The sequence below is a fragment of the Pseudoalteromonas sp. S554 genome (assembly GCF_005930865.1).
Classification (GTDB): domain Bacteria; phylum Pseudomonadota; class Gammaproteobacteria; order Enterobacterales; family Alteromonadaceae; genus Pseudoalteromonas; species Pseudoalteromonas marina.
The window spans coordinates 1-21,908 of sequence record NZ_PNDV01000037.1 but is presented as its reverse complement, the minus strand read 5'-3'; the positions used below and the strand labels follow the sequence as shown (position 1 = coordinate 21,908).

The following is a 21,908-nucleotide window of genomic DNA, read 5'->3' as shown; positions in this document are numbered from 1 at the left end:
GCGCTCTCACTTGCGGTTTTCGTGTAGTAATTAAGCTGCAAATCTGCGCCAACACTATTGCCGTTTGGATCCTCTATGGCAGACCTTAAAGCAGTGTCGGCACTGGCGATCGCTTCGTTAACGTCTGCGCTAGTAAAGTAGTTGTTAACTAAGTCTGATTTTACATCGCCAAGATCACTGTCTAGCTTTATAAAGTTTTGAGCTTGAGATTGCGCACTTGTAGAGAATGTAGTTTGTAACTGCTCAATGCTAGCGTTGCTTTGCCCTATAGCAGAGTTTAAGGCGAAAATTGATTCAGATAACGCCTGCTGCTCGTCAGCGAAAACATTTTGTTGGTTTATTATTTCAGCCTCTACAACAACCCTTCTTTCATAGAGTAAGTCATTATCTAGCGCCCCCTCAATAAGCGCCTGCGCTGTTGGCTCAAACTCTGCTCTTAATAACTGCGTTGATTGCGCACTTGATTCGTCCGCGTCAGCCTTGGTTTCATATTCATTGAATAGCGTTGCGCCTAGACTGTTCCCGTTAGGATCTTCAATCGCGCTTTGCAGTGCGGTTGTCGCTTCGCTTATTGCGCTGCTGGTGTCAGTCGTGGTTGAAAAGTTAGCGTATATGTCAGCGGCCAGGCTTGAGCCGTTGGGATCTTCAATCGCACTTTGGAGTTGCTCTGTCGCTTGCGAAATTGCCAGGCCCGTTTGCGTGCTTGTTAGATAGTTTTGATAAAGGTCTGCGCCAATGCTCGCACCTTCAGGATCTTCTATATCGCTTTTCAATATAGTTATAGCCTGGCTTGTTGCTTCGTCCGCCTCGACTTTCGTGTAATAGTTTAGCGATAGGCCGGAACTTAAATTATCTATATCAGTTTGTAGCTGCGTACTTACTTGCGCTATCGCGTTGTCGGTTTCCGCTTGCGTGTAATACGTGCTATTTAGTACCGCGTTAAACCCATCCTCGACTTGAGATTTTAAAACGGTTGTTGCTTCGCTTATCGCTGTTTCAGTATCAACCTGTGTAAGATAATTTACCTCTAGGTAAGAAAAATTATCCTCTATTTTTGTGTCTAGCTGAAAAATGCTTTGTGCGCTGGATGAAATTTCACTCGATAACGCATCGGTCAATTGGGTGATACGTGCGCTACTTTCATTAAATTGAGTTTCTATATTCTCAATTGAAAGGGCTTGAGCCTGGGCCTCGTTCGTTATTGCTTCTTGCGTTCTAAGAATGTTCGCCGTTATTTCAAGCTGTCGATCGTTCGCCTCGTCATAAGCCAGGGCATTATCTATAATCGCTTCTGATATTGGATCAAACCGACTGTCTAACTCAAATATCGCGCGTGATACGGCTTCTTCGGTGTCAACTTTTGTTGAGTAGTCATTGAATAAAGTAGCCCCCAAGCTTACGCCTTCGGGGTTCTCTATTTGAGACTTTAAAAACTGTGAAGAAATGGCAATAGCCTGGTCCGTTGCGGCGCTGGTGTAATAGTTGTTAGTTAGGTTGCTGTTTACCGTATTTATTGCACCATCTATTTCTTGCGTTACCTCTGCGCCTAGTTGTGTCGTTGCCTCACTAATTGCGTTATCGGCTTCGGTTCGCGTGTAGTGATCTGTTTTTAGTGTTGCGCCAATACTGTTGCCATTGGGGTTTTCAATTTCACTTTTAAGCTGCTGCCCGTATGCTGCGATAGCGGTGTCAGTATCAACGCTGCTGTAGTAGTCATTGTTAATTAAAGCGCCCAGGCTGTTACCCGTTGGGCTCTCTATCTCCGACTTTACTTGCTCTGCTGAAAGGCTTATTGCGCTATCCGCCTCTACTACTGTGTAGTATTGGGAGTCAAGCAATGCGCCTATACTGTCGCCGTTTACATCCTCTATCTGTGACTTTATTTGTTGCGATGCCGCTGCGATTGCCTGATCTGTTGTTGCTTTCGTGTAGTACGTACTTTCAATGTCGCCAGATAAAGCAAGCCCTGTTGCCTCTATTTCAACACGTATCGTTTCTGCTGCGGCTGCGATCACCTCGTTTGCTTCTGCTTTGGTGAAAACCTCAGACTCTATTCGAGCGGTAACATCACCAAGCGAGCTTTCAAATTCAATAAGCTTTGTCGTGTTGTTTTGCCAATTAATATCGCTAGTTAGTGCGCTCTCTATTAGCTGCCTTGCTAGCGAGTCACTACCTACCTCTACTGATTCAACTCTTTGCTTGGCATTGTCTGCTATTTGCCTTGCTGACTCTGTATCGTTCGATAAATCGGTTAGCTCTTGCTGTATCTCCGGCAGTTCATCACTTAAGCCTTGAATTGCATCTTGAACAATCGGTATATCTTCAAGTGATTGATTAACGCCCGCTCGTAAAGACTGAATATCAACGGAAAAGTCATCTATGTTCACTTTAAGTGCGGGTATTTCGGTTTCTATAATGTCACTAAGCAGAAAGTCAAACGCAGGGATCTTACCTATTTCAGACGTTAAAAAATCCCCTAGATGCGAGTTCTCAATTTTACCGCCTATTTCAGATAATATTGCTGCGGCAGACTCCACCGTTTTTGCAAAGACACCATTTGCGCCTTGCGTTGGCCCTCTTACATCAGCCACATTCACAAAGCGGACCCAATAGTAAAACTCAGCCCCCATGCTAACCGAGTCGCTAAATATATCCGCAACTTCGGTCGCTATAAGTGTTGCCTCACTAAATGAGTTGGTTTCACTTCGCCATACCTCTGCGTAAGCATGGCCTCTGTATGTTGGGCTATCCCATCTAACCGCAATAAACGTGAACCCGCCGGTTGCGGTAAGGTTTATTGGTGCATGTGGATTTTCAACGCCCCCGGTTGTAATGGGTAGCCCGCCATCATTGGTGCCGCCACCTTTGGCGCTATTGATTAGCGCGTTGCGTTTCATATCATCCAGGTTGACTAAATCGCTAACAAGTAAGGCGCGATTGTTACCGCTACCTCGCTGACCCGTTAAAATTTCAATGCTTTCAGTAACCGCGCTTTTCTCAGCGGTTTGCTTACCTTGCCTTGCGATACCAGGAAAAACACCCTTTTTTAACTTAGCCATTAAGCGGCGACCTCGCGCATTGTTGTAGCAATAGAAACACTGTGAATTGTTGCTTGGCCGTAAACTTCAAAAGACCATGAGTCACCGCGCGTGTTTGGCAATCTAAATGCCGATAGCGGCACTTCACCAGGAGCAAGGTGTAAAACTTCCGCTTCATCTGCGAATATACGCAACCCTGCTAGGTTTAAGTTAACACCTTTAACCATCGCGCAAGCAAAGCTTAAATCGTTTGCTGAAAAGTCTTTAGAACGCCATTCATACGCCATGTAAGAAGGACTAGACTCCCACTTGCTCAAGTTGGCCCCTTGGCATATATAAAGCGCGTCATCAACTAAGCTGTTAAATCCGCAATTTGCTGTTGCGGTAAAGTGCCTAAAGTCGCCACTGCTAGGATCAAAGATAAACGCTTTGTCTAATTCAGGACCATAAAAAGCTAAGTACCGACCTTCCTGGTGGTAAGCCTCTATTGTTTCAGGCTGGTACTGCTGCCATTGCTCGCGCGTGATCACCTGTCTTGTTAGTGACGTTAAACCGCCACTGGTTAAACCTACTAGACCATCCGGGCTTGCGTATATAAGCGAGCCATTTACTATCACTGCAGATCGCGCGCTTGTGCACGCCTGGTTAGACTCAAGCTTTTGCCCTGCCATTGAATCGGGATTTATGCCGCTAAATAAATACGGGTAACCCTCTGTTAGTACCGCAAGCGTATTACCCAAAGCCGCAATCGTTACAATGTCATGCTCTGTTGTCTGCTGGTAGCCAGTAGGCCAGGCATAAGGTAAGTAAGACTCGCTAAAGCATACAGTGCTATCAAAAAAGCCGGCCAAAATACCGTTTGCCATGGACGTTAACCCAATCATATTTTCATTTGGCATTTCATAATCGTAGGTATCTAACGATGAACCAAGCTCGTCCGTGGGTATATCATCTACAAATTGATTTTGTGAAATAGGAATTTCAGCAACAAATAAATAATCAGCAATACCGCCGCCGGTGGCTGTTCTGTAAATTCTGCGGTGCGTTATGTTTGATGCGTTTACGTTTGGCGGTGATAAAGCAAGCGATACATACGTACCTTCTTCGTCAGGGTATCTAATATCTATCCGCGCAGACGCTTCGCCCGGTGGCCCTTCTTCGCCTTGCTCAGTAACAAACGTGTGAGTGTAGTACCTGGTTTCATCATCGTTAGGGTCCACTTCATCATTTGCATCTTCTGATACAACGGCAATGATAGCTGTCTCTGGTGATTGAATACCTAAACGGTAGGCGCTTGCAGGCATATTTGAACCGCTAAAAATAACGTTGTTCGTTACTTTAGGGTAACCATCGCCGGTAAAGTAAACTCGCTGCCAAGGATCGTTAGCAATCGGGCTCGCAACGGCGTTAACTGGTTTATCCCATGCAAACCAGTATTCATTTAGATACTGGTAAATTGTTTTTGCATTTGGAATAACAGCTATGCCGGTAAGTGATGGGCGCTTTAAAGGTGAAAGGTTGCCATTGTCAAAATGACAACCATACGCTTTTGATGATGATTCGTTTGGAAGTAAACGCGGATCGACTTTAGGCCGTTCACCGGCAAAAGTTTTAACGGATATTGCAGGCATAGAGATTCGCTTATTTTAATTTTAATCGGGAGGGGTTAAAGACTAATTACTTTGCGTTCCCATTTGTGGGCACGCTTGCAGTGGTTATCGCCATCGAAAGGCTTTGCTAGCATATCAATGACTCGCATTTGGTAGTAATAGCGTTTGTCGTGCGACAACCTAAAGCTACGCGCTGAGATTGATTCGAGCTTTGTGCCATGACAAATACTGCAAATAGCTATATCAATACTGTACAGGCTGTTGAAAGCCCACACACTACCAAACAAGGCGAATACCGATAAAATAATGAACGGCCCAATAAACAAAAGGCCACATAAAATGTAGCCTATTAACGTTCTTAGTGTTTTTAATAGTGTGATCATGACTCCGCCTTACTTTCAAATAAAGACTTGCGAGCAAGAATGAAGTTAAAGCCAAATTGTTTAAATTCATCTTCATCTAGCAGCTTAACTATTTGCGTGCCTTTGGGGGTATCTGCGTTTAAGTTAATAGGGAAGAACTGATCTTTAACACCAAAATCAATAGCCAGATCAAGCGCCGACTTCAAGGCAGACAAACCATTTTGATTTGCCTCTGTTAACGATACGTTTATACCCTTAAATCCAATGCCAATCGCTTTGTTTATCTTGCTTTGGTATGGCGCTAAAAGATCACTTACGCTCACCTCTTGCAAGTCGCCTGGCTCTGCAGGCATTTCCATTTTAGTCGGCTCTACGAGCTCGCCTTCATCATTTTCTATGGGCTCGGGAAGGTTAGCGTTGTATTGCTCTACTTCGTATTTTTCAACTAGGTAGTTTTGGTAGCTCTGCGCCCAATCCCACTGCTTACCCAGGCAAACTAACTCAGCAAACTTATTGATCACCTCTACGGGTTTATTGAGCGCAATTAAGCGCTCAATATCCTGTGTGGTTTTAGTGTCAGGGCGTGGGAGTAATTGCGGCAAACCTTGCTCGTTTAAAACCGGTGCCTGGTCATCGTCCAGGACGATAAAGTTTAAAAAGTTATTTTTCATTTTTAATCCATCCTAAAGGTTCAACAATACGGGCGGTGCCATATAAAACAGTATTGCCATTGTCATCTATTCGAGTTGATTGATTGTCAGCAATATGAATTTTGCCATCATCACCCCAATCAGTATCATACTTAAGCTCTGTGTAGGCGTAATTAATAAAGCCTTGTTGGTTTTTCTCTACACTATAATTTAGCGCTTTGAAAGCAGGGCTATTGAATTGCGTTTCACTAAGCATGAGTGGTGGGTGTGTTGTCTCTCCAACTGAAATGTTGGCCCCATAAAGCTCTCCTGTAAGTGGCCTTAATGAGTTACTAAGTAGGTTTTGGGATTGCTCACCTATCCTAGAAATTGCAGGCGATTCTATTGGAACCTTTCCAGTTAAAGAATAGTTAAGTGCTGAGGCGGAATTACCAATGTAATTCATACTTGAAAAGACTAAACCTAACCCCTTCTCTCCACCGTAAACCTTACTGTTGCCACTGTCTTTAGTAAGTTTGGTTCTGGATCTAAACTGGTAAACAATAATGCTTCCAGTGTTAAAAATGGCGGGGTGTGCAACTGAGTTGCTTGTCTCTATAAGATTGAAGGCTGATGGTGTTGAGAGCCAGCTAGCACCAAGGTCAGAACTGTAGTAACAAACATCATCGGAAGCGCTTATTACTTTCCTAGTGATTGGGAATCTATCCCCTGTACCATCTGGTATTTTTGGGTTCCAACTCCCCACCCAGCCATCTTTCAAATCATCGCATTGCAGGATATTTGCAGGATCACCAATGACTTCAGTGTGGGTGTATTCGTATGCTATTGATGGAGTTTTATAAAGTGAATCATCACCCTTTGTTTGGAGTATCAGCACTTTATTCGGTGATAAGCCATGAAACAACCCATCAAATTCATACTGTGTCTTTGATAGTCTAAAGTACCAACCTAAGCTTGATACTTCTGAATATCCTGATTTTGCCACATATAATGTTTCACCAGTACCTTGATTGATTAAAAACATATCTGACAAGTTTTTATTTTTTGTTGCTCCTGATCCAAGCAATTCATCATCCCACCACTCTGGTTTTTCATCTCCAAATGAAAGGTATGTCGTTTGTGTGCTTTCACCAGCCACTACAGGGATTGAAAAAGGAAGCGCCTCACGCCCCCTAAAGCCGCCACTTTTAACCCTTAAATCCGCTTCTGCAAAATCATTAGGAGTTAGACCCCAAGCTGAATAACGAATATCACGACATACGCCACCTTGACCACTGGCGTAGATAGCATCATAAAAACGTCCATCGGGCCTACCTGATTTATTGGCTGATACGGACTTTAGAGATCCAGTATTGTCATAACTCCCCGCAACTGCGTTGGCGGCTCCATAAGGTTGATTATTAAAGCACTGTGATTTATCGGGTATTGGTAGGCTGTGACCTGTATGCCAATAACTCCCCACCACATTTCCATTGCCATCCGCTGATACTGTAGATGCAGCGCCCATCGGGTTATGGCTAGGATGATAAGCCCCCTGGTTAAGCCTATTTACTGTACCGCAAACAAGAAAATGTACTTTGTTATCTTGAGTTGAGAACACGCCTCTTCCCGAATTTGGGTTTCCATTATAGTCTAAATAAGTTAATGATTGAAAGCTTGAACTAAGACGGCTTGTATATGCCACATCATTATCTTCATCGCCAATAGGGTAGACAAGTTTTCTGTTGGAATAATATTCAAAATTTAAAGCGTTGCCTTGCCCAGGTGAGCCGTTAGACTCTAAAGAGGTCCAATCGCCATTGCCAGCCCCAGCAAAACTACGACCACGAACACACCATTGATAAAACTTTCCTGTTTCGTCATCAAAGTAAATGTTGTTTTCAGGATTGCTTGCAATGGCGGTGCGCTGTGCTTCAGTAGCAGTTTGCCAGTTAACACCTTTACCTGTACTTGTGGTATCGCCTTCATACCATGCAAAGTATGTATCAGGGCGAACATTGTCTGTAACTGTTGTTACACCATCAATATTCGCTGATTGACTTTGAATTAATCCGTTTTTATAAACAAATGGATCACCATCATGTATCTCACGTAAGAACGCTTCAAAGCCCCACATATCAACACGTTCAGTTACTACCTTATTTGTGTCGGTTTCACTAGCAAACGCAATAGCTGGTGTTGAGTGTGTTACGCTATTGCCTGTTTCACTGTCATAAGTGCGTGTACCATCTTCAGCGGGTGGGAATTTTATTACGCTAGTATCTCCACTAAGGATATTATTACTAATCTTTAGAAGTTTAAAATTAACACCTGCTATATTTATCTCAGGAAAATTTGTTTTTGAATCACCTTTCAACTGGCCTTCAACACCCCAACCCATCATCATTTTATCTGTATAGGCAGTGTTATCCGCTTTACACCAAAGACCTTCATTTACATAATATGTTGTCTGGGGTGAAAATGATTTACCAAAATGCACAAACCCACTGGCCGCAAACTTTTCATTGTTAGCTGCGCGATTAGCTTCAAACTCAACTTTACGCATTGCGTATGGATATGGATGTATAGCATCAAGTTCAGCTAGCTTGCTATCATGATCACGCACCATTTGAGAAGGTGTTTTAAGTGATTGCTTTAAACCATGGCTGTCGGTTAATTCTTCTGTCGCATTGTCAGAGTTTAACCAGGTGCGTAATTCATCTAAGAACAACTGCTTTTGATTAAACTGAACGGAAACTTGGCCGGCAATGCGCGTAAGTATTGTGCCGGAAGTGTTACGTAAAATTGCGTATGATTTATCTTGGCCTGTGCTGCCCTCAAAGCCACGATCAAGGGTAATGCTTGTATCGCTATTAACGGCAGTGACTTCGTACCAGGTCTTTGCATCTAGCGTGAAAATATCACCAATAGCGATAGCAATTACATCGTTTTGCCAATTTGTATCAACGCCAACGATTGATTGGCTACCACCAACTACGTTTACTGTACCTACGCGATACCACGCGCCTGCGCTTGCTGTCATTTCCTTACCCCTTCTCTTGGCTCATCATTGCAACGTCTGCTTGGCTTTTTTCACCTAGCTGGCTTTTAAATGCGTTCATGTGCATTTGGCTTTTGTTTGGGTTTGCCGCGTATTCAGCATCTTTCATGTATGAGCGGTATAAAATCCATTCAATGATTGCGTTAACGTACACATCATCCAGGGCAATAACTTCACCTGAATCATTTTCGGCAACACCAATGGCCGGCGGCGCTTTAGAATAAACAAGCGTGAGCTCAACACCAGCAACAACGCCAGGGTAAACGTAGAACGTTTTAGGGTTGCGCTCGTCATAGATATAAAGCTCTACTTTTTGAGCCGTGTTACCCGCGTACCATTCATCGTAATTATCATCTAACACTTGGCGGTTGTATGGTCCACGAATAGCTTTACCCATTGCGTTACGCGGTATATCAATAAGCTTTAACGCATCGGCTGGTAATGCTTGCTTAACACCTTTAACACACGCAAAGTCGTCAATATCAACGGTGTAAGAATCCGGGCGGCGCAATACAATCGCACGCTGAGCATCATTTAAGTAGTTTAATAGCTCGTCTTTGGGCCAGCGAGTATAGCCGGGATCGTTAAGCAGCTTATTAACGCGCATTAGTATTTCGTTTGATGTGATAATAGCCATTAGATAAATACTCTTTTTTGTGAGGGTCTTTGCTCGTCCAGGGCTTTAATAGCAACTTGAAAAGCATCGCGGTAGCCATCGGTAAAGCGGCGTTTGTAATATTCAGACATACCCGGATCTGTCCAATCCGTATTAGGCATCATCAATAGGTTTGCAGCAGCACCATCGGCAAGCGCATCGGCCCATCTATTAACAATGTTATTGTCGGCTTCAAATTCAGTGGGCAGTAAAAATTGCGGGGCGATATGATAAAACACGCGCACTTTTGATGTTGTGTTTAATACCGTAACGGTGCCAGTGGATGACACTAGATAATCAGTTGAGCTTTTTAGCTCTGCGCCGTTCGCGTCTAATACAAAGTCAACGCTAACAAACGTATGATCATCATCAATGCTTAATTCTCCACTTTGCCCTTTCTCAATTTCTTGAGTGCGAGCTAAGAATCGAGACTCATAGCAAAACTTTTGATAGGCGCGACCTAGATGGTCTTTCGCCATTTGTTCAAGAACGCCCCCGCAGCGCTCACGAACTAACGGGATCAAACTAGATAATTGCGCCATAATTATTCTTCGCTATCTACTGGTTCGATCGGGTACTTTTCACGAAAAGCATCGCGCGTTCTAATTTTGTAATCAGGTAATGGCTTTTTGCTGCCTTCAACAACCAAGTCGTTTGCTACGATAAACGTATCAATTTGCGATGTGTTGTATTTACCTAAGTCGATTTCTTCGCCATCAAGAATAACGATCAGACTTGCGTCTAGCTGCGCTTTCTTTTCAGCTTCTTCGCGCTCTATACGCTCTTTTTCGGCTTGTTCTTCTAAAAAGCTTTGGCGCTCTAAATGCCCTTTAGCGTCTTTTTCGGCAACCCATACATTTGAAAAATCTAAAAAGCGTTGTGCAAGCTCAATAGGTACTGGCGTTGGCTCGCCTTGTTTAAAAAGGGTGCGCGTACTACATACGGTGTCTTTTTTAAAAGGCTTCTTGCCAATGTAAACGATATTAGTTGTATTGCTCATGGATATTCCCCAATAAAAAAGCCCCGCAATAGCAGGGCTTGATTTAAACGTGTATCGAAAAGGCTTAGTAGCCGGTGAAACGGTACTCTAGCTGTAATACCACTTCGCCAGTCGCTTGAGCGGTGCCCGTATTTTTAATAACTAAGTCGCTCGGACCTTCGTCACTAACATACACCGGCTTAATGAACGCGCCAGAATTACCCGCACTTGCAGTATCAAACTCTGTCAGGTCAGTTGCTACACCTTTGTGCGTGACCAGTTGAGCGGTAACTTTTGTGTTTGCGCCTAACGCTTCGTTAACGATGCGAACACCAGTGATTTCTGTACCAATAGGTAAGCTTTCTTCAGCAACAACCGTAGCGTTAACGTCTAAAGAAGCAAGCGCAATAGTTACCAGGTGCAAAGATAGGTTACCCGCAGCGCCTTTGTAAAATGTCTGTTTCATAATTTTATCCAATTACTAAAAGTTAAAGAAAAGCCGGATTGCTCCGGCTAAAGGGGCTTACTGTAGAGATACCGCAGTATCAAGGACCATTGTGCCGTAATCGTTTACGCGACCTGTCTTATCAGAGAAGCGTACTTTCTTACAACCATTCATCCATACAATAGCGGTTTCGTTCGCGTTGCCGTGGTCGGTTTTTTCCGTAGTCATATGGAAGTGAGTACCCGACTCGGCTTTACCATACGCATTCGCAAGCGCTTGACCACCAAGTAAGATAGCGCGGTCAATCGTTGTACCGGCTGTTACTTGCTTAGTTGTTGCTAGCTTGTCGTTGTTAGACACGGTAACCGTATCGCCTTGGTAGAAACGTACAGGCTTGCGGTATTGACGAACAAGAATGTTGCGCCACATGATCACATCACCTTTAAATACAGGGTGGTTAAAGCCTTGGCCGCGTTTAATTGCACGCGATTGTAGCTCTTGTAATTTTTTATCCGTTGCAGATGACCACAGATCACGCCATTGACGCGGTGTTACAAACAGTAAGAAGAACGGCGACTCGTTAGCCATTTGGTCGGCTTCAAAGCTAATGTGCTTCATAGGGTTTGCTTGTTCTTCTAGCGTAAGCGCTAAGTCGTCCAGCTTTTCAAGCGTCATAATATCCGCAGAATCAATTTGCTCAAAGCTTGTCGCATCACCACCAAACTGGTGGCGGTCATACGTTGGTGCCATTACTTCATTCACCATGATTTCTTTAAACTCGCGGTGATCTTCGGTAGGGATAATAATATCGCTTGGCGCAAATGAGCCACGCGCACCGGCAAGGTGGTACATTGCCACTTCATCTTTCAAGTCGTTGTAGTAGTTACCTAACAACGTTTTAGCAGTGCTAAGTAAGTTATGCTTAGTACGCTTTTGCGACATTTTACCGCCGCTATCAACCATCTTACGGCCTTGGTCAATGCTCAATTCAAATACTGTTTTGCTTAAGCTTTCGCCACGGCCTTCCAGTTTTTTATCGCCCATTGTTGGTAAACCGTTTAGGTTGTGGAATAAATCCATTTCAACCGTGTCACCAGCTTGGCTTTGTAAGTCATTGATCATAACGACCGGCGCACCCTTTTCAGTTTGTTTTTTACCGTGTGCCATATCAGCTTTAGCCGATTTAGGTGCGGCACCAGTAAGCATGTTTACGAACGTGTTTTGGCGGCGTGTATGTGTAAACAGGGCAGCGCCAAACGCTTTAGCCGCTTGTGCTTTAGTAATTGTACTCATTTTAATTTCCTAGAGAAAATCTGACGCACTTTCAAGCATTGCTTCTATTTGTGCTTCGCTCATACCTTCCATTTCAGCGGCGATTGTGGCCGCGTCTTTTTCAAGTAATCCTGCGCTTGCGCTTAAGTCGCTTGCTTGAGTGCCTATATCAGAGGGTGTATTGGGTATGGGTGCTGAGTCGGTATTTGTTGGTTTAGGCTTATGTTGCTCGCCAAACGCGCTTTGTACGCGCTTTTCAACTTCTTTAAACCGCTCGGCTACAGGTTTGTTTGCAAACGATGGGTCGTTTCTAAGCTTGTCGTCTATGACTTTTGCCATATCCCACTTGTCCGCATCGTTTTCCATCCAGTTTTTTAGATGTGTAGAAGAAGAAAAAGCAGTTTGTACTTCATCTTGTTCTGGTGCGGGTTGTTGTGCGGGCTGGTCACTTTTCCCGTACTTTTGAATTTGATTGGCAAGTTCACCAACTAATTCGCCTAGTTCCGGGTATTCATCCTTAATACGTTCCATTAGCTCAGGATCTTTAAGCATTTCACCTGGTAGTTTGCGCGGATCTATTCCAGCCTCTTTTAACTGGCTGCTATGTAGCTCGGCTACACGTTTAGATTCTGCAAACTGACTTTCAAGCTCTGCCTTTTCTTGGGCAATACGTTGTTTTTCGGCTTCGGCTACTGCTACGCGTTCACGCGCTTGTGCTAGCACTTCATACGGCAAACTGTGTTGACCGTTTTTACTGCTAACGTCCGTTGCTTCAACGTAATACTTGCCATCAATTTCGACATAGCCCTCTGGTGCTTCACCTTCTACGGTTGACGACTCCCCGTTTACGTCTGCTTTAGCTGGTGTTTCGCTTACTTCCGCTGCTGGCTCTACCGCTGGTGTTTCTTGCTTGGTTTCTACTACAGGCTCTTTTCCGCCATCTTCGCCACCAAATAGTGTTTCACCTTCAATATCAAGGCCCGCTAATGCCGCCTCGATTTCTTCGTCAGTGCCATTTGCTAATATCTCGTCTAGTTCGTCCACTTTATTACCCCATCGACCATTTAACGTATGGTTACGAAAATTAAAATTTAGGCTTATCGCTGCCCCTGCGAGTTTGTGCATCGCACAAAAAAGCCGCCTTGATTTCTCAAAGCGGCTTCGTTTCTGCGTAGTACGTTATGTATTACTGTCTATTGGTTTGCCCATATTCTGCTTGCTAGCGTTTCGGCGTAGGCTTCCATAAATCCAGCCTGCTTAACCATCCTTGCCTGTTCCAAATCATCAAGCGTTTTAAATATTTCATTACTATGAATGAAAGCGTTAAGTGCTTTTATCTTAACGGTTAGCTCTTTGTGCTCGTCTTTCATTCTCTTTACGTGGTTATTACTCATTACAATTACCCTTATCTGTATGGTTTGCGGAGTGTTACATTGAAACCTCCCCAACTAAGTGTTGTTACTCGTCGGCCATTTTTTAAATAAGGCGCAGGCCGTACCGCGTCATTTGATTTTTCTATCTTAGCCGGCTCAAACGCTGGCATTATGTATTTTAAAAACCAGTGCTTGAGTACGTTCATGCTTACCCCGCGTGAATGGCTTGCTTAACTACACTATGAAATAGCGCATCTTTGACTTGTTGTTTTTCTGGCAAGTGGTGGAACGGCTTTAGGAACTCATGCGTTTTGTTTTTGATTGAGCGCTTAGGGCCATACTTCCAGCCGGCAACAATCATTTTTGCAACCCAAGCGTCATGCCATGCTTTAGCGTCAGCATCAATGTTGATAATTAAAAACGCTACATGCTCAATAACACCGTCTTTTTCTGGCTGCTCTAGCTCATGCCAATGTTTTAATGGCTCTCGAATTACCGCAGTGTAAGCTTGGTTAACTTCGTGACACATTTTAGCAATGGCTTTAACTTGCTCCATGTGTTCGTCTGGTATGTGATCTATGCTCTCTATCTGCTTCATTGCTACACCTGTATTGCGTCTAGTTGTTGTTGAATGTTTGCTTGTACGTTTGACTTCATTGCGACTATTTCAGCATTGCTTTTACGCACTTCACTTAAAATCTTTTCAGTTTCAGCGATTACCTTGTCGTCTTTCACTTCTTCTGTTTCGGTTTTCTTTTGTAACTCGATGATTTTCGCTTTTAGCTGTTCGCGCTCGAGTGTCAGCCTTTCAAGATTGCCTTGTATCTCTTGCATTTGCATTTGCTCCATTGCCTGTGCCTTTTCAGCCTGGGCTTGTGCTTGTGCAAGTTCTTCTTCGCTCATATCTTCTTTAGGCTTAGGAATGTTTAACGCCTGGCGTAGAGTAGCTAAAAACTCCTCTTTGTTCGGTAGGTCCATTAGCTCAACAAACATAGGCATTGCCGCTGCTTGTGCTTCAGGTGGTATTTGCGACATTACGTTGCTTAATAGCGTTGCCTGTTGCTGGCGATACGTTGGTGTTGCTTTAACCGGCGCTAATGCTAGATGACCTTTCCAGCGGGCCACATCGTTATTGCGTTTGCCATCTTCGTTAGGCTCATTAAGTACAATTTGCTTGCGCTTAGCCTTGTCATCACGGTTAACGGTTACCGGTATATTGTTTTGAGGCTTTAACGCTTCGATAATGTAAGCAAGCAGCAAGTCGCCAACTCTGTTGCGTGAGAAATGAAAGTTATCGTTTAATTCAGCAAGTGTTGTTGTGCCTTGCTCAACCAAGTTAGAAATAGCAACGCCGCTTGTCGCGTTACTGTCTTGGCCTAGCATTGAATTATAAACGCCGGCTGTGTCCTGGATTAACTTCATATCGTTTTGCATGAGGTTAAATTGTTGCGCTGCTATGCCAACATCGTTTTGAATGCTTAGCGCATCGGACGCTTTAAGCTTGTTCTTGCGCTCCGGGTTTAATGGTATGTAACCATCCGGCTTTTCAACTTCTTCTTTTAATCTGTCGTCACTTAGCTGTGTAGCATCATTGTCAGCAACAATTCTACGTGCTTGCAGTAAGTAGTTAAGACGTATAACACGCGCATTAATGCCATCTTGCGCAGGCACCATACGACTAATAAGGCCGTAAGGTTCGCCGCTTGCATCTTTTTGATAGCCAATAAAAGGCACTAAGTTATACATACCGCCAGGCGCTTCGCTAGGTCTGTCGATAATACGGTGAGGACCAACAAACCACGCTTCACGAACGTTAGGAAAAGAGGCGTATTCTAGCTGTACTCTACCGCTTTGCACTGCCGCTTGGTGTATCTGATTTGTTTTATCGTATTCAATGACGCTACCATCACTCATTTTAATAACGTGAGCGCGTTTCCATAATTTGTAGTAGATAACCTGGAGCAATACGCGGTTACGAGTTTGGTCTAGCCACTCGCTTTGCCCGCGTGTCCAACTTTGACTGTCGTGCCATGCTGAGTGTAACGCGTGTTCTTCTACATGCTCTTTTTCAACTGTGTTGTAAAAATCTTCCCACAAATTAACTGAGTTTTTTAAAATCTCTTTGTGATCAGGGAAAGTTGCAAGCGCTTCGTCAAGGTCCATCCATTTTTTGCGTAGCATCCAACGTGCATCGCTCTTGTCTGCCTCTTGTGCGTTCCAATCCCACCACACTTCGCGGCGGTGAATAAACTTAACACGATAAGGCGCAGCAAAAGGAATAGGGTTTTTCGTAACTTCTACCCATCCAATGCCAGCCTTTAACTGGCTTGCGTAAGCATCTGAACAAGCACGATCAGCATGAGATAAGCGCCATGCGTCCTTAAACTTCTCGTTTAAGCCTTTTGCCAGTTCTTCGCCGTTTTCATCATCGGCCACAATCATTAAGTCAGAGCGTGATCGCGCTTCTAAACCAAGTACGCCATCAATAGTAGGCCCAATCATGTTGTGCACTATTTCTGGTTGCCCGCGATCGCTCAATACTTTTCTTACTGCCTCACTCAACTGGTCGCTATCATAATAAGCGCACGCTTTAGTCGCTGGCGTTCGCCAATCTGGTTGACTGTCTATGTCGCCCAATAGCGTTAACAGCTTATCGAGCGTAAAGCCGTCTTTATTTGATTTTACGTGATCAGCCATTCTTATCTTGCCATCCAATGATTAGGGTTGTGAGGTGCGGGTGAATTATCTTTTATTAGTCGTTTAGGCATACGCACTCGCATTTCTTGGGCAATTGCATAGCTCATTACCTGGTCGTCAAATCCGCCAGGCTGTGCGCCCATACGCCCCTTTTTATCGTAAACAAAGGTGCTGAGCTCGCTTGAAGTGCCGCGCCAAACAATGCCGTCTGTGTCGCTAGAAAGTAATGCGTCTAGCCCACTTGTAAGAATGGGCTTTGATTGTGCGCTTGTGTGCCAGCCTACCTTGCGCGTTTCTTCGTCCGTATCTTCACGATCAATGTGTTCTTCCGTGTAAATCCTGCTCGTTGGGTAAATTTCAACAAGCTCTTGAAGTGTTGCATGACCGTGGTTATTTCGCTCAACGCCAATATAAGCCTTGTTATACATAAGTCCGATATGCTTGTTTATATGTGCAAACCGTTTAGGGTCTATATGACCGAACCAATGTGCTACCTGTCGCCCATCCGATTTAGCAACAACGTCTAATGAGCTGCGATCGCCATGTTCAAGTCCTTCTGCAACATCGCTACCGATCGCATAATCTTCGTCTTTGTCTGGTAATTCCCAAATAAGTAAGTAACCAAGCGTTGATTGGGCCAGCTTATCGCTCGCTTTAGCGTTTAAATCAATCTTACCGTTCATTTTTTTCATTGTGCCGGTGTACGGCTCAAGATCATAAACAATCAACGGCTTAATACATCGACCTTCGACACGCATCAAATCATCGCTATCAAATACTTTGCGGCCTGACGTTAAGAAAGCCTCCATCGGTGTAGATGGATATTCCTGCTTCATCTTGCCTTTTTGGTTGCGTTCCTTGCCTATGTACCAGCTTATTTGCTCGTCTGTGAGCTTTGCGCCGTTTGCTTTTTCAACGGCTTTAAAATACTTTGCCTTTTCCTTTGATAGCTTTAAGCCACCCGGCGGCACCGGGGCAACATACTTAGGATCATCAAACCAAGGGTAAAAATGAAACTTAAAGTCTTGCGGGCCTAGTGCTAATCCCGTTGCTAACAACTCCATCGCATCGACTGACATATCAAAGAAATTGCCGCTTGCGCCTTCTGCTGTTGACTCTATAAAAATATAAGAGCCTTCATGCACAGCGTTCAGTGAGCCCGATTGAACCTCGTCTGCTCGTAACGGGTAGTTAGCGCATATCTTGCCGTATTCTGATACGTGTAATACTTGCAGTGTTCCCGAACGAAACGACACGGCAACTCGAACCCAAGAGTCGTTATTAAACTTAATCCCGGTACCCGTTTTACTTTTAACTGAGCGCTTACCTGTTTTTAACCAGCTTGGTAGTCGCTCGTAGGGATAAAGTATCTTTGAGGAAAATATAGCGCTCGCTTCGTCCTTGCCCTGGGCGATTACCCCGCACTGCCTATTGTCGTTAAACATGGCATGGTCCAGGATAAAAATTTGTATTGCTGTGCTAAACCCCAACTGACGCGCTTTTAAAATGATGTTTAAAAACCACATCGATACAAACAACACGGTTTGCGCTATACGACAACGAAATAAAACCTCGCGGCCTTTCTCGTCCGCAATGATGTATAAGTTGTTTATTCGCCACCACCAACAATCAAGGTATGGCTCGCAACGCTCTAATAGCTCAACTTCGTCTAATTCAAAGCGTTCTTCTGGTGTTAACCAGGTGCTTTTAGGGTATTTAGCTAGTTTGGGTTGCATTACTGACTAACCACGGTATCTAAACCGCCTGTGCGTTTATCAATGAAATCATCAAGCTTGCTAGTGCCGCCAGCTTCTTTGCGTGCTTTGGCTGCTTCATGCTCTGCAATTTCCGCTTGATGTTTGCCCCGCTTGGTAGCGTGAACCAGTGATTTTGTTTGCTGTGCTATGCGCGCCGTTTCTGCGACCAGTTTGCCGCGTGCAAGTGAGTCCGTTTTAATGCTTGATAGCGTTTTAGTTATCGACTCTGCGCGTGTGATATTCCTATCAAGTGCGTTCTCAGCTTTGAACATCGACTCATAAAGCCGTGTTCTTGCATCATTGTCGGTGTCAGGATCATCTAATAGCGCTTGTATGCCCGGTATAGCATCCATGATCATGTGGATGCGAGCTCGACACAAATCAAGTTCATCGTCTAGCGTTGTCGCTTCAACTAACTCGTTAACATCGCCTTTAAAATACTTTGAATAACCGCCATGCCTAAAATTTGGCGCTCTTGTGAGCTTTTGGCCTTCATCCTTTACAACCTTGCGCGGTGCTGCTCTTGATGTTCTTATATGCTTTCGCGCAGTGCTGTAGTTTAATTTGTTGTTGTCGCAAAAATCACGCAGCGATATTTTTGTTTCGCTATGCTCTTTTTGGAATAGCTCGTTTAAATCGCCCCATTTTGACACTACTTGCCACCGCTATCGCCCTTAACGCCAAGCTTTTTTTGAAATAATTGCTCGACAATAAATATAGAGCGGCCACCCATATGACCAGCAATGCCCGCACCGGCAGCAGTTAACATAACTGACATGCCCATTTCTTGACATATAAGGACTGTTATCACGCCTGCAAAGCCGCTAATGGACCATTCACCGATCAGTTCAACAACGCTAAAAGGCGCTTTGTCTTTTTTTCGTCTTGATATGTAATTAACTGTTCCGCCCCAAATAGCGAGAAGAACGAACCATACATAACCAAGCCCAGCGTCAATAAGCTGTTTTAAAATGTTAGCCTGATCTAACGGTGTCATTATGAATTACCTGTTTTTGCTTTTATCATGCGCTCAATCATGGGTGTGACATTTTTAACTGCTCGCTCGCCAAAGAGAAAACCAAGCACTAACAGGTTGATAACCCAAAGCGCGCTTTCCTGTGCCTCTGTCAAACTGGCCCAGCTACCGCTAAACACTTTAAAATCAATGTAGAGCGTTGAATAACCCCAAATTGGGCGTTGGCAACCGCGTAAAAACAGCATAATCGGACCAAGCAAAGGAATGGTCTTTAAATCTTTTGCAGTACCTTCCATTTCAGCAATGCGATTATTGAACTCTGCTTGCGCTTCATTCGCTAGCTTCTGCGCTTCTAGCGTTTTCTGGTCAACAGCAGATTGAATGCGAAAATCTAATTCAGCCTTTTCTTGCTCACTCATGCTTGGTGGATAATATTCTTTAACCGCCTGGACGACTGAAGAACCAAAACCGCCACTAAAAAAATCAACCGCTTTCGTTAATAAACTTTTCATGCGTTTACTATCTCCAATGTTGCAGGCTTACCATCAAGCAAAATCATTAGCTCATTGAATGCGCCGCCGCTATTCAAAACCGCCCACTCATTACCGACAACACCAAGCGACTTACCTGGCGCAATACAACCGGCTAATTCCGTTGCTTTGTTCGCAATATGAATAAGAATATGTGTTCGTAATGATGGTCCATAGACAGTTACGCCTAAATTTTGTTGCTGTAGCGCGTAGCACGTTCCATGCTTTGGACTTTCGTGGGGTACTAACTCGTAGATTCCACAAGGAACGCAAGAAATAGACGGTTTATTGTTATTCCACTCACGTTCGACAGTAAAACAAACTAACTCGCCTTTTGCGTATAGCTCGCCAAACGTGCCAAAAATACCCTTTGGTGTTGGGAGGCGTTTTAATAAAAGTTTCATAGCAAAGCCTTTTGTTTCGCGCATAAAAAAGCCCGGCTGTTAAACCGGGCAAGCAAGTAGCATAGAGCAAAAAAAATCCGCTCAGTCATAAACTAAGCGGATTTCTTCAACATGTGAAAAGATATATCAATCTTGGGGGGTTTGCAAGCTCACTTAATATCTTCGTTTGCATATTTCATTGCTGGGAAATTGATTTGCTGACGACCCAGTATTTCTTCTGGCATTAAATAATCAGCAAATACAATCTTACTGCCCGTAGTTTGAAAGGCCCTTAATGATTTATTATCGAGCATTCTGCGCTCGTCTTGTATTGTTTCATAGCCATACCTAGCCGCTAGACTCCACAAAGCATCAACCTGCTCTATGTTATTCAAATAACCAAACTTAAACGCCAAGTATGACTCTGTAACATCATAAAAGTGCGTCTCTTTAAAGTATTCTTGCACTATTTGGTGGTCACCTTCTAAAATATCTGACAAAACGACACCGTTATACATAACAGAACGCCTCTCACCTACAAAACAGCCCTTGCGATCGCCGTACAAAGCAACCCTGGTGTTTATTGGGGTTTTTTGCATCTTCAAATTGTTAATAATGGCTATAAGCATTTCATTGCTTTCAAAGCCTTCATCATTTTCACCTATCTTGCGGATATAAAAAACATCGGTGTCACTAGAGACGATAGTAGGCTCTGTGATTTTTAAAAGGTCTATTTTATTTGCCATTATCTTGCTCGCTCATTAAGTGATCTTTTTTAAGGTCCATAAGTAGCCCGAACATTCCTTCCAAATTACATCGAGCCTCTTTCAAAAAGTAAGCGTGCTCGCCTTCTATATCTAATTCTTCAAGCATATCCACAGTATCACCCAGCATTTTGCTTATAGCCATGGTGTCGTCATAGTTGCTTATCATATCAATAAGCTCTGCCTTGCTGTATTTAATCATTGTTAGGCTCCTTACTTGTATATTGTTTCAGATATAATTTGCTTGATACTATGTATTGCGGCTAGCTTTTGCGTCTCGCTCCATTCCTCAACTGTCAAAAACAAGCCAGGAAAGTCTTTGTTTAATTTTGCTGCGCCAAGCAAAAGCGTATCAATACTATGTCCTGATCCATTTTTATCTTTGTATTCTAAATAATAATCTTTAAGTGCTATCCACATAGCATCCGGTAAAGATGGCTCATTTTCCCTTGCCATGACCTCAAACTGCCTTGTTATTTCGTTAATACAGCCCGACCAATTAATATCTCCATCAATAATCCCAAAGCCAAAAACATCAATCACCTCTTGCGCCTGCTCAATAATACGCACTGACTTTTTAATTGCTGGCATTGCCACCCTCCGTAACATCTATAATTTTAACATCTTCATTTCTGTACGTTGATTCAAGGCCATCAACGTAAGTAAGTGTTATGTCGTCCTCTGTCGTTGAAAGGTAAACGCTGCTCACCAACCTGGTTACATCAACACCATGAAGTAATATCTTTCTCCCAAACTGCTTACAAACATCAACTGTAAGTGGCTCAATGCTACTTCTTGGCTCGTTGGTGATGGTTACATAGCTTTCATCTAGCTTTACAACGTTGCCGTCCTTGAGCCGTAACTCAACCTTTGGCCCATCATCTTCAAAGAGGACGCTTGTTGAACTGACTAACGGTGTTATATCTGCAAGCCATAGTAAAACTCGTTTGCTCATGCTATTTCCTCGAAAGGTTTATTTGATTGACCCGTTAAATATATCGCACCCCTGTCGCACCTGTCAAGTGTGAAATTTCATAGCGTAAAAAGGATCATCAAGTCGATAAACAGGACAAATCGTTATATTTCCCCTTCAATTGTTCCGCTTAAAGCGAACATCAATTAAATATCAACAACTTACATTTTCAATTGTTCCGCCATTTGTTCCGCGTTGTTCACCCTAAATTTATCAATAATCAATAAAAAACGCCCTTAAATTAATTAAGAGCGCTATTTTGTTCCGGTGTTGTTCCGGTGTTGTTCCGGTGTTGTTCCGGTGTTGTTCCGTTTTGTTCTTTAATGTTCCGTTAGGTACTTGCCTATGAGTATTGGGTACTTAATCATTATCGCTGTTAGTATCTTGTTTGGCTATATAATCAT

Annotated in this window: 23 protein-coding genes; all 23 read right to left on the bottom strand. The window is 43.6% G+C overall.

Translation table 11 applies throughout. From position 1 onward, the window contains the following. Positions 1-3,059: phage tail protein (locus CWB65_RS09660; protein WP_138740493.1), on the bottom strand; the 3,059-nt coding region annotated here is incomplete at its 3' end. Then, on the bottom strand, positions 3,059-4,669 hold the full coding sequence (locus CWB65_RS09655) for a hypothetical protein (RefSeq protein WP_138740492.1): 1,611 nt from the start codon (positions 4,667-4,669) through the stop codon (positions 3,059-3,061). The genes CWB65_RS09660 and CWB65_RS09655, both read right to left, overlap by 1 nt. 35 nt (positions 4,670-4,704) lie before the next feature. Then, the gene (locus tag CWB65_RS09650) at positions 4,705-5,031 is read right to left on the bottom strand and encodes a hypothetical protein (protein WP_138740491.1); all 327 of its coding nucleotides are present in this window, start codon (positions 5,029-5,031) and stop codon (positions 4,705-4,707) included. Next, positions 5,028-5,681 carry a hypothetical protein gene (locus CWB65_RS09645; RefSeq protein WP_138740490.1) on the bottom strand — a complete coding sequence of 218 codons (654 nt, stop codon included), beginning with the start codon at positions 5,679-5,681 and terminating at the stop codon, positions 5,028-5,030. Before CWB65_RS09645 ends, CWB65_RS09650 begins: the two co-directional genes overlap by 4 nt. Further along, entirely contained in the window at positions 5,671-8,682 is a 3,012-nt protein-coding gene (locus tag CWB65_RS09640; protein ID WP_138740489.1) for a hypothetical protein, read from the bottom strand. Before CWB65_RS09640 ends, CWB65_RS09645 begins: the two co-directional genes overlap by 11 nt. 4 nt (positions 8,683-8,686) lie before the next feature. Continuing rightward, entirely contained in the window at positions 8,687-9,337 is a 651-nt protein-coding gene (locus CWB65_RS09635) for a phage adaptor protein (protein ID WP_138740488.1), read from the bottom strand. Next, positions 9,337-9,897 carry a hypothetical protein gene (locus CWB65_RS09630; protein ID WP_138740487.1) on the bottom strand — a complete coding sequence of 187 codons (561 nt, stop codon included), beginning with the start codon at positions 9,895-9,897 and terminating at the stop codon, positions 9,337-9,339. Before CWB65_RS09630 ends, CWB65_RS09635 begins: the two co-directional genes overlap by 1 nt. 2 nt (positions 9,898-9,899) lie before the next feature. Further along, a complete protein-coding gene (locus CWB65_RS09625) occupies positions 9,900-10,355 on the bottom strand; it encodes a hypothetical protein (protein WP_138740486.1) in 456 nt (151 codons plus the stop codon). A 64-nt stretch (positions 10,356-10,419) separates the two neighbouring features. Next, positions 10,420-10,800 (bottom strand): hypothetical protein, encoded by a 381-nt coding sequence (locus tag CWB65_RS09620; protein WP_138740485.1) that lies wholly within the window; start codon positions 10,798-10,800, stop codon positions 10,420-10,422. A gap of 57 nt (positions 10,801-10,857) precedes the next feature. Next, positions 10,858-12,072, bottom strand: a complete 1,215-nt coding sequence (locus CWB65_RS09615) for a N4-gp56 family major capsid protein (protein WP_138740484.1) — start codon at positions 12,070-12,072, stop codon at positions 10,858-10,860. A 9-nt stretch (positions 12,073-12,081) separates the two neighbouring features. Then, positions 12,082-13,176 carry a PCRF domain-containing protein gene (locus tag CWB65_RS09610; protein WP_138740483.1) on the bottom strand — a complete coding sequence of 365 codons (1,095 nt, stop codon included), beginning with the start codon at positions 13,174-13,176 and terminating at the stop codon, positions 12,082-12,084. Between the two features lie 68 nt (positions 13,177-13,244). Next, complete coding sequence (locus tag CWB65_RS09605) at positions 13,245-13,445, bottom strand: crAss001_48 related protein (protein WP_138740482.1); 201 nt, start codon at positions 13,443-13,445, stop codon at positions 13,245-13,247. 187 nt (positions 13,446-13,632) lie between these two features. Beyond that, a complete protein-coding gene (locus CWB65_RS09600; RefSeq protein WP_138740481.1) occupies positions 13,633-14,022 on the bottom strand; it encodes a RyR domain-containing protein in 390 nt (129 codons plus the stop codon). Positions 14,023-14,024: 2 nt separating this feature from the next. Beyond that, positions 14,025-16,121 carry a portal protein gene (locus tag CWB65_RS09595; protein ID WP_138740480.1) on the bottom strand — a complete coding sequence of 699 codons (2,097 nt, stop codon included), beginning with the start codon at positions 16,119-16,121 and terminating at the stop codon, positions 14,025-14,027. A 2-nt stretch (positions 16,122-16,123) separates the two neighbouring features. Then, a complete protein-coding gene (locus CWB65_RS09590; RefSeq protein WP_212750946.1) occupies positions 16,124-17,857 on the bottom strand; it encodes a terminase large subunit in 1,734 nt (577 codons plus the stop codon). Continuing rightward, positions 17,857-18,531, bottom strand: coding sequence for a hypothetical protein (locus CWB65_RS09585; RefSeq protein WP_138740479.1), 675 nt, complete (start codon positions 18,529-18,531; stop codon positions 17,857-17,859). Before CWB65_RS09585 ends, CWB65_RS09590 begins: the two co-directional genes overlap by 1 nt. Then, entirely contained in the window at positions 18,531-18,875 is a 345-nt protein-coding gene (locus CWB65_RS09580) for a phage holin family protein (RefSeq protein ID WP_138740478.1), read from the bottom strand. The genes CWB65_RS09585 and CWB65_RS09580 overlap by 1 nt, the downstream gene beginning before the upstream one ends. Continuing rightward, complete coding sequence (locus tag CWB65_RS09575; protein WP_138740477.1) at positions 18,875-19,366, bottom strand: hypothetical protein; 492 nt, start codon at positions 19,364-19,366, stop codon at positions 18,875-18,877. The genes CWB65_RS09580 and CWB65_RS09575 overlap by 1 nt, the downstream gene beginning before the upstream one ends. Continuing rightward, positions 19,363-19,788: a DUF5675 family protein gene (locus tag CWB65_RS09570; protein ID WP_138740476.1), complete on the bottom strand. Its 426-nt coding sequence runs from the start codon at positions 19,786-19,788 to the stop codon at positions 19,363-19,365. The genes CWB65_RS09575 and CWB65_RS09570 overlap by 4 nt, the downstream gene beginning before the upstream one ends. A gap of 149 nt (positions 19,789-19,937) precedes the next feature. Then, the gene (locus tag CWB65_RS09565; RefSeq protein WP_138740475.1) at positions 19,938-20,513 is read right to left on the bottom strand and encodes a hypothetical protein; all 576 of its coding nucleotides are present in this window, start codon (positions 20,511-20,513) and stop codon (positions 19,938-19,940) included. Then, entirely contained in the window at positions 20,503-20,733 is a 231-nt protein-coding gene (locus CWB65_RS09560; protein WP_138740474.1) for a hypothetical protein, read from the bottom strand. The genes CWB65_RS09565 and CWB65_RS09560 overlap by 11 nt, the downstream gene beginning before the upstream one ends. A gap of 11 nt (positions 20,734-20,744) precedes the next feature. Further along, complete coding sequence (locus tag CWB65_RS09555; RefSeq protein WP_138740473.1) at positions 20,745-21,122, bottom strand: hypothetical protein; 378 nt, start codon at positions 21,120-21,122, stop codon at positions 20,745-20,747. Continuing rightward, positions 21,109-21,486 (bottom strand): hypothetical protein, encoded by a 378-nt coding sequence (locus CWB65_RS09550; protein WP_138740472.1) that lies wholly within the window; start codon positions 21,484-21,486, stop codon positions 21,109-21,111. The genes CWB65_RS09555 and CWB65_RS09550 overlap by 14 nt, the downstream gene beginning before the upstream one ends. Positions 21,487-21,908 lie beyond the last annotated feature (422 nt).

Bases quoted from the DNA above. Each gene is read 5' to 3' on its own strand.
- CWB65_RS09655 (WP_138740492.1), bottom strand. From the start codon at position 4,669: ATGCCTGCAATATCCGTTAAAACTTTTGCCGGTGAACGGCCTAAAGTC.
- CWB65_RS09650 (WP_138740491.1), bottom strand. From the start codon at position 5,031: ATGATCACACTATTAAAAACACTAAGAACGTTAATAGGCTACATTTTA.
- CWB65_RS09645 (WP_138740490.1), bottom strand. From the start codon at position 5,681: ATGAAAAATAACTTTTTAAACTTTATCGTCCTGGACGATGACCAGGCA.
- CWB65_RS09640 (WP_138740489.1), bottom strand. From the start codon at position 8,682: ATGACAGCAAGCGCAGGCGCGTGGTATCGCGTAGGTACAGTAAACGTA.
- CWB65_RS09635 (WP_138740488.1), bottom strand. From the start codon at position 9,337: ATGGCTATTATCACATCAAACGAAATACTAATGCGCGTTAATAAGCTG.
- CWB65_RS09630 (WP_138740487.1), bottom strand. From the start codon at position 9,897: ATGGCGCAATTATCTAGTTTGATCCCGTTAGTTCGTGAGCGCTGCGGG.
- CWB65_RS09625 (WP_138740486.1), bottom strand. From the start codon at position 10,355: ATGAGCAATACAACTAATATCGTTTACATTGGCAAGAAGCCTTTTAAA.
- CWB65_RS09620 (WP_138740485.1), bottom strand. From the start codon at position 10,800: ATGAAACAGACATTTTACAAAGGCGCTGCGGGTAACCTATCTTTGCAC.
- CWB65_RS09615 (WP_138740484.1), bottom strand. From the start codon at position 12,072: ATGAGTACAATTACTAAAGCACAAGCGGCTAAAGCGTTTGGCGCTGCC.
- CWB65_RS09610 (WP_138740483.1), bottom strand. From the start codon at position 13,176: ATGCACAAACTCGCAGGGGCAGCGATAAGCCTAAATTTTAATTTTCGT.
- CWB65_RS09605 (WP_138740482.1), bottom strand. From the start codon at position 13,445: ATGAGTAATAACCACGTAAAGAGAATGAAAGACGAGCACAAAGAGCTA.
- CWB65_RS09600 (WP_138740481.1), bottom strand. From the start codon at position 14,022: ATGAAGCAGATAGAGAGCATAGATCACATACCAGACGAACACATGGAG.
- CWB65_RS09595 (WP_138740480.1), bottom strand. From the start codon at position 16,121: ATGGCTGATCACGTAAAATCAAATAAAGACGGCTTTACGCTCGATAAG.
- CWB65_RS09590 (WP_212750946.1), bottom strand. From the start codon at position 17,857: ATGCAACCCAAACTAGCTAAATACCCTAAAAGCACCTGGTTAACACCA.
- CWB65_RS09580 (WP_138740478.1), bottom strand. From the start codon at position 18,875: ATGACACCGTTAGATCAGGCTAACATTTTAAAACAGCTTATTGACGCT.
- CWB65_RS09575 (WP_138740477.1), bottom strand. From the start codon at position 19,366: ATGAAAAGTTTATTAACGAAAGCGGTTGATTTTTTTAGTGGCGGTTTT.
- CWB65_RS09570 (WP_138740476.1), bottom strand. From the start codon at position 19,788: ATGAAACTTTTATTAAAACGCCTCCCAACACCAAAGGGTATTTTTGGC.
- CWB65_RS09565 (WP_138740475.1), bottom strand. From the start codon at position 20,513: ATGGCAAATAAAATAGACCTTTTAAAAATCACAGAGCCTACTATCGTC.
- CWB65_RS09560 (WP_138740474.1), bottom strand. From the start codon at position 20,733: ATGATTAAATACAGCAAGGCAGAGCTTATTGATATGATAAGCAACTAT.
- CWB65_RS09555 (WP_138740473.1), bottom strand. From the start codon at position 21,122: ATGCCAGCAATTAAAAAGTCAGTGCGTATTATTGAGCAGGCGCAAGAG.
- CWB65_RS09550 (WP_138740472.1), bottom strand. From the start codon at position 21,486: ATGAGCAAACGAGTTTTACTATGGCTTGCAGATATAACACCGTTAGTC.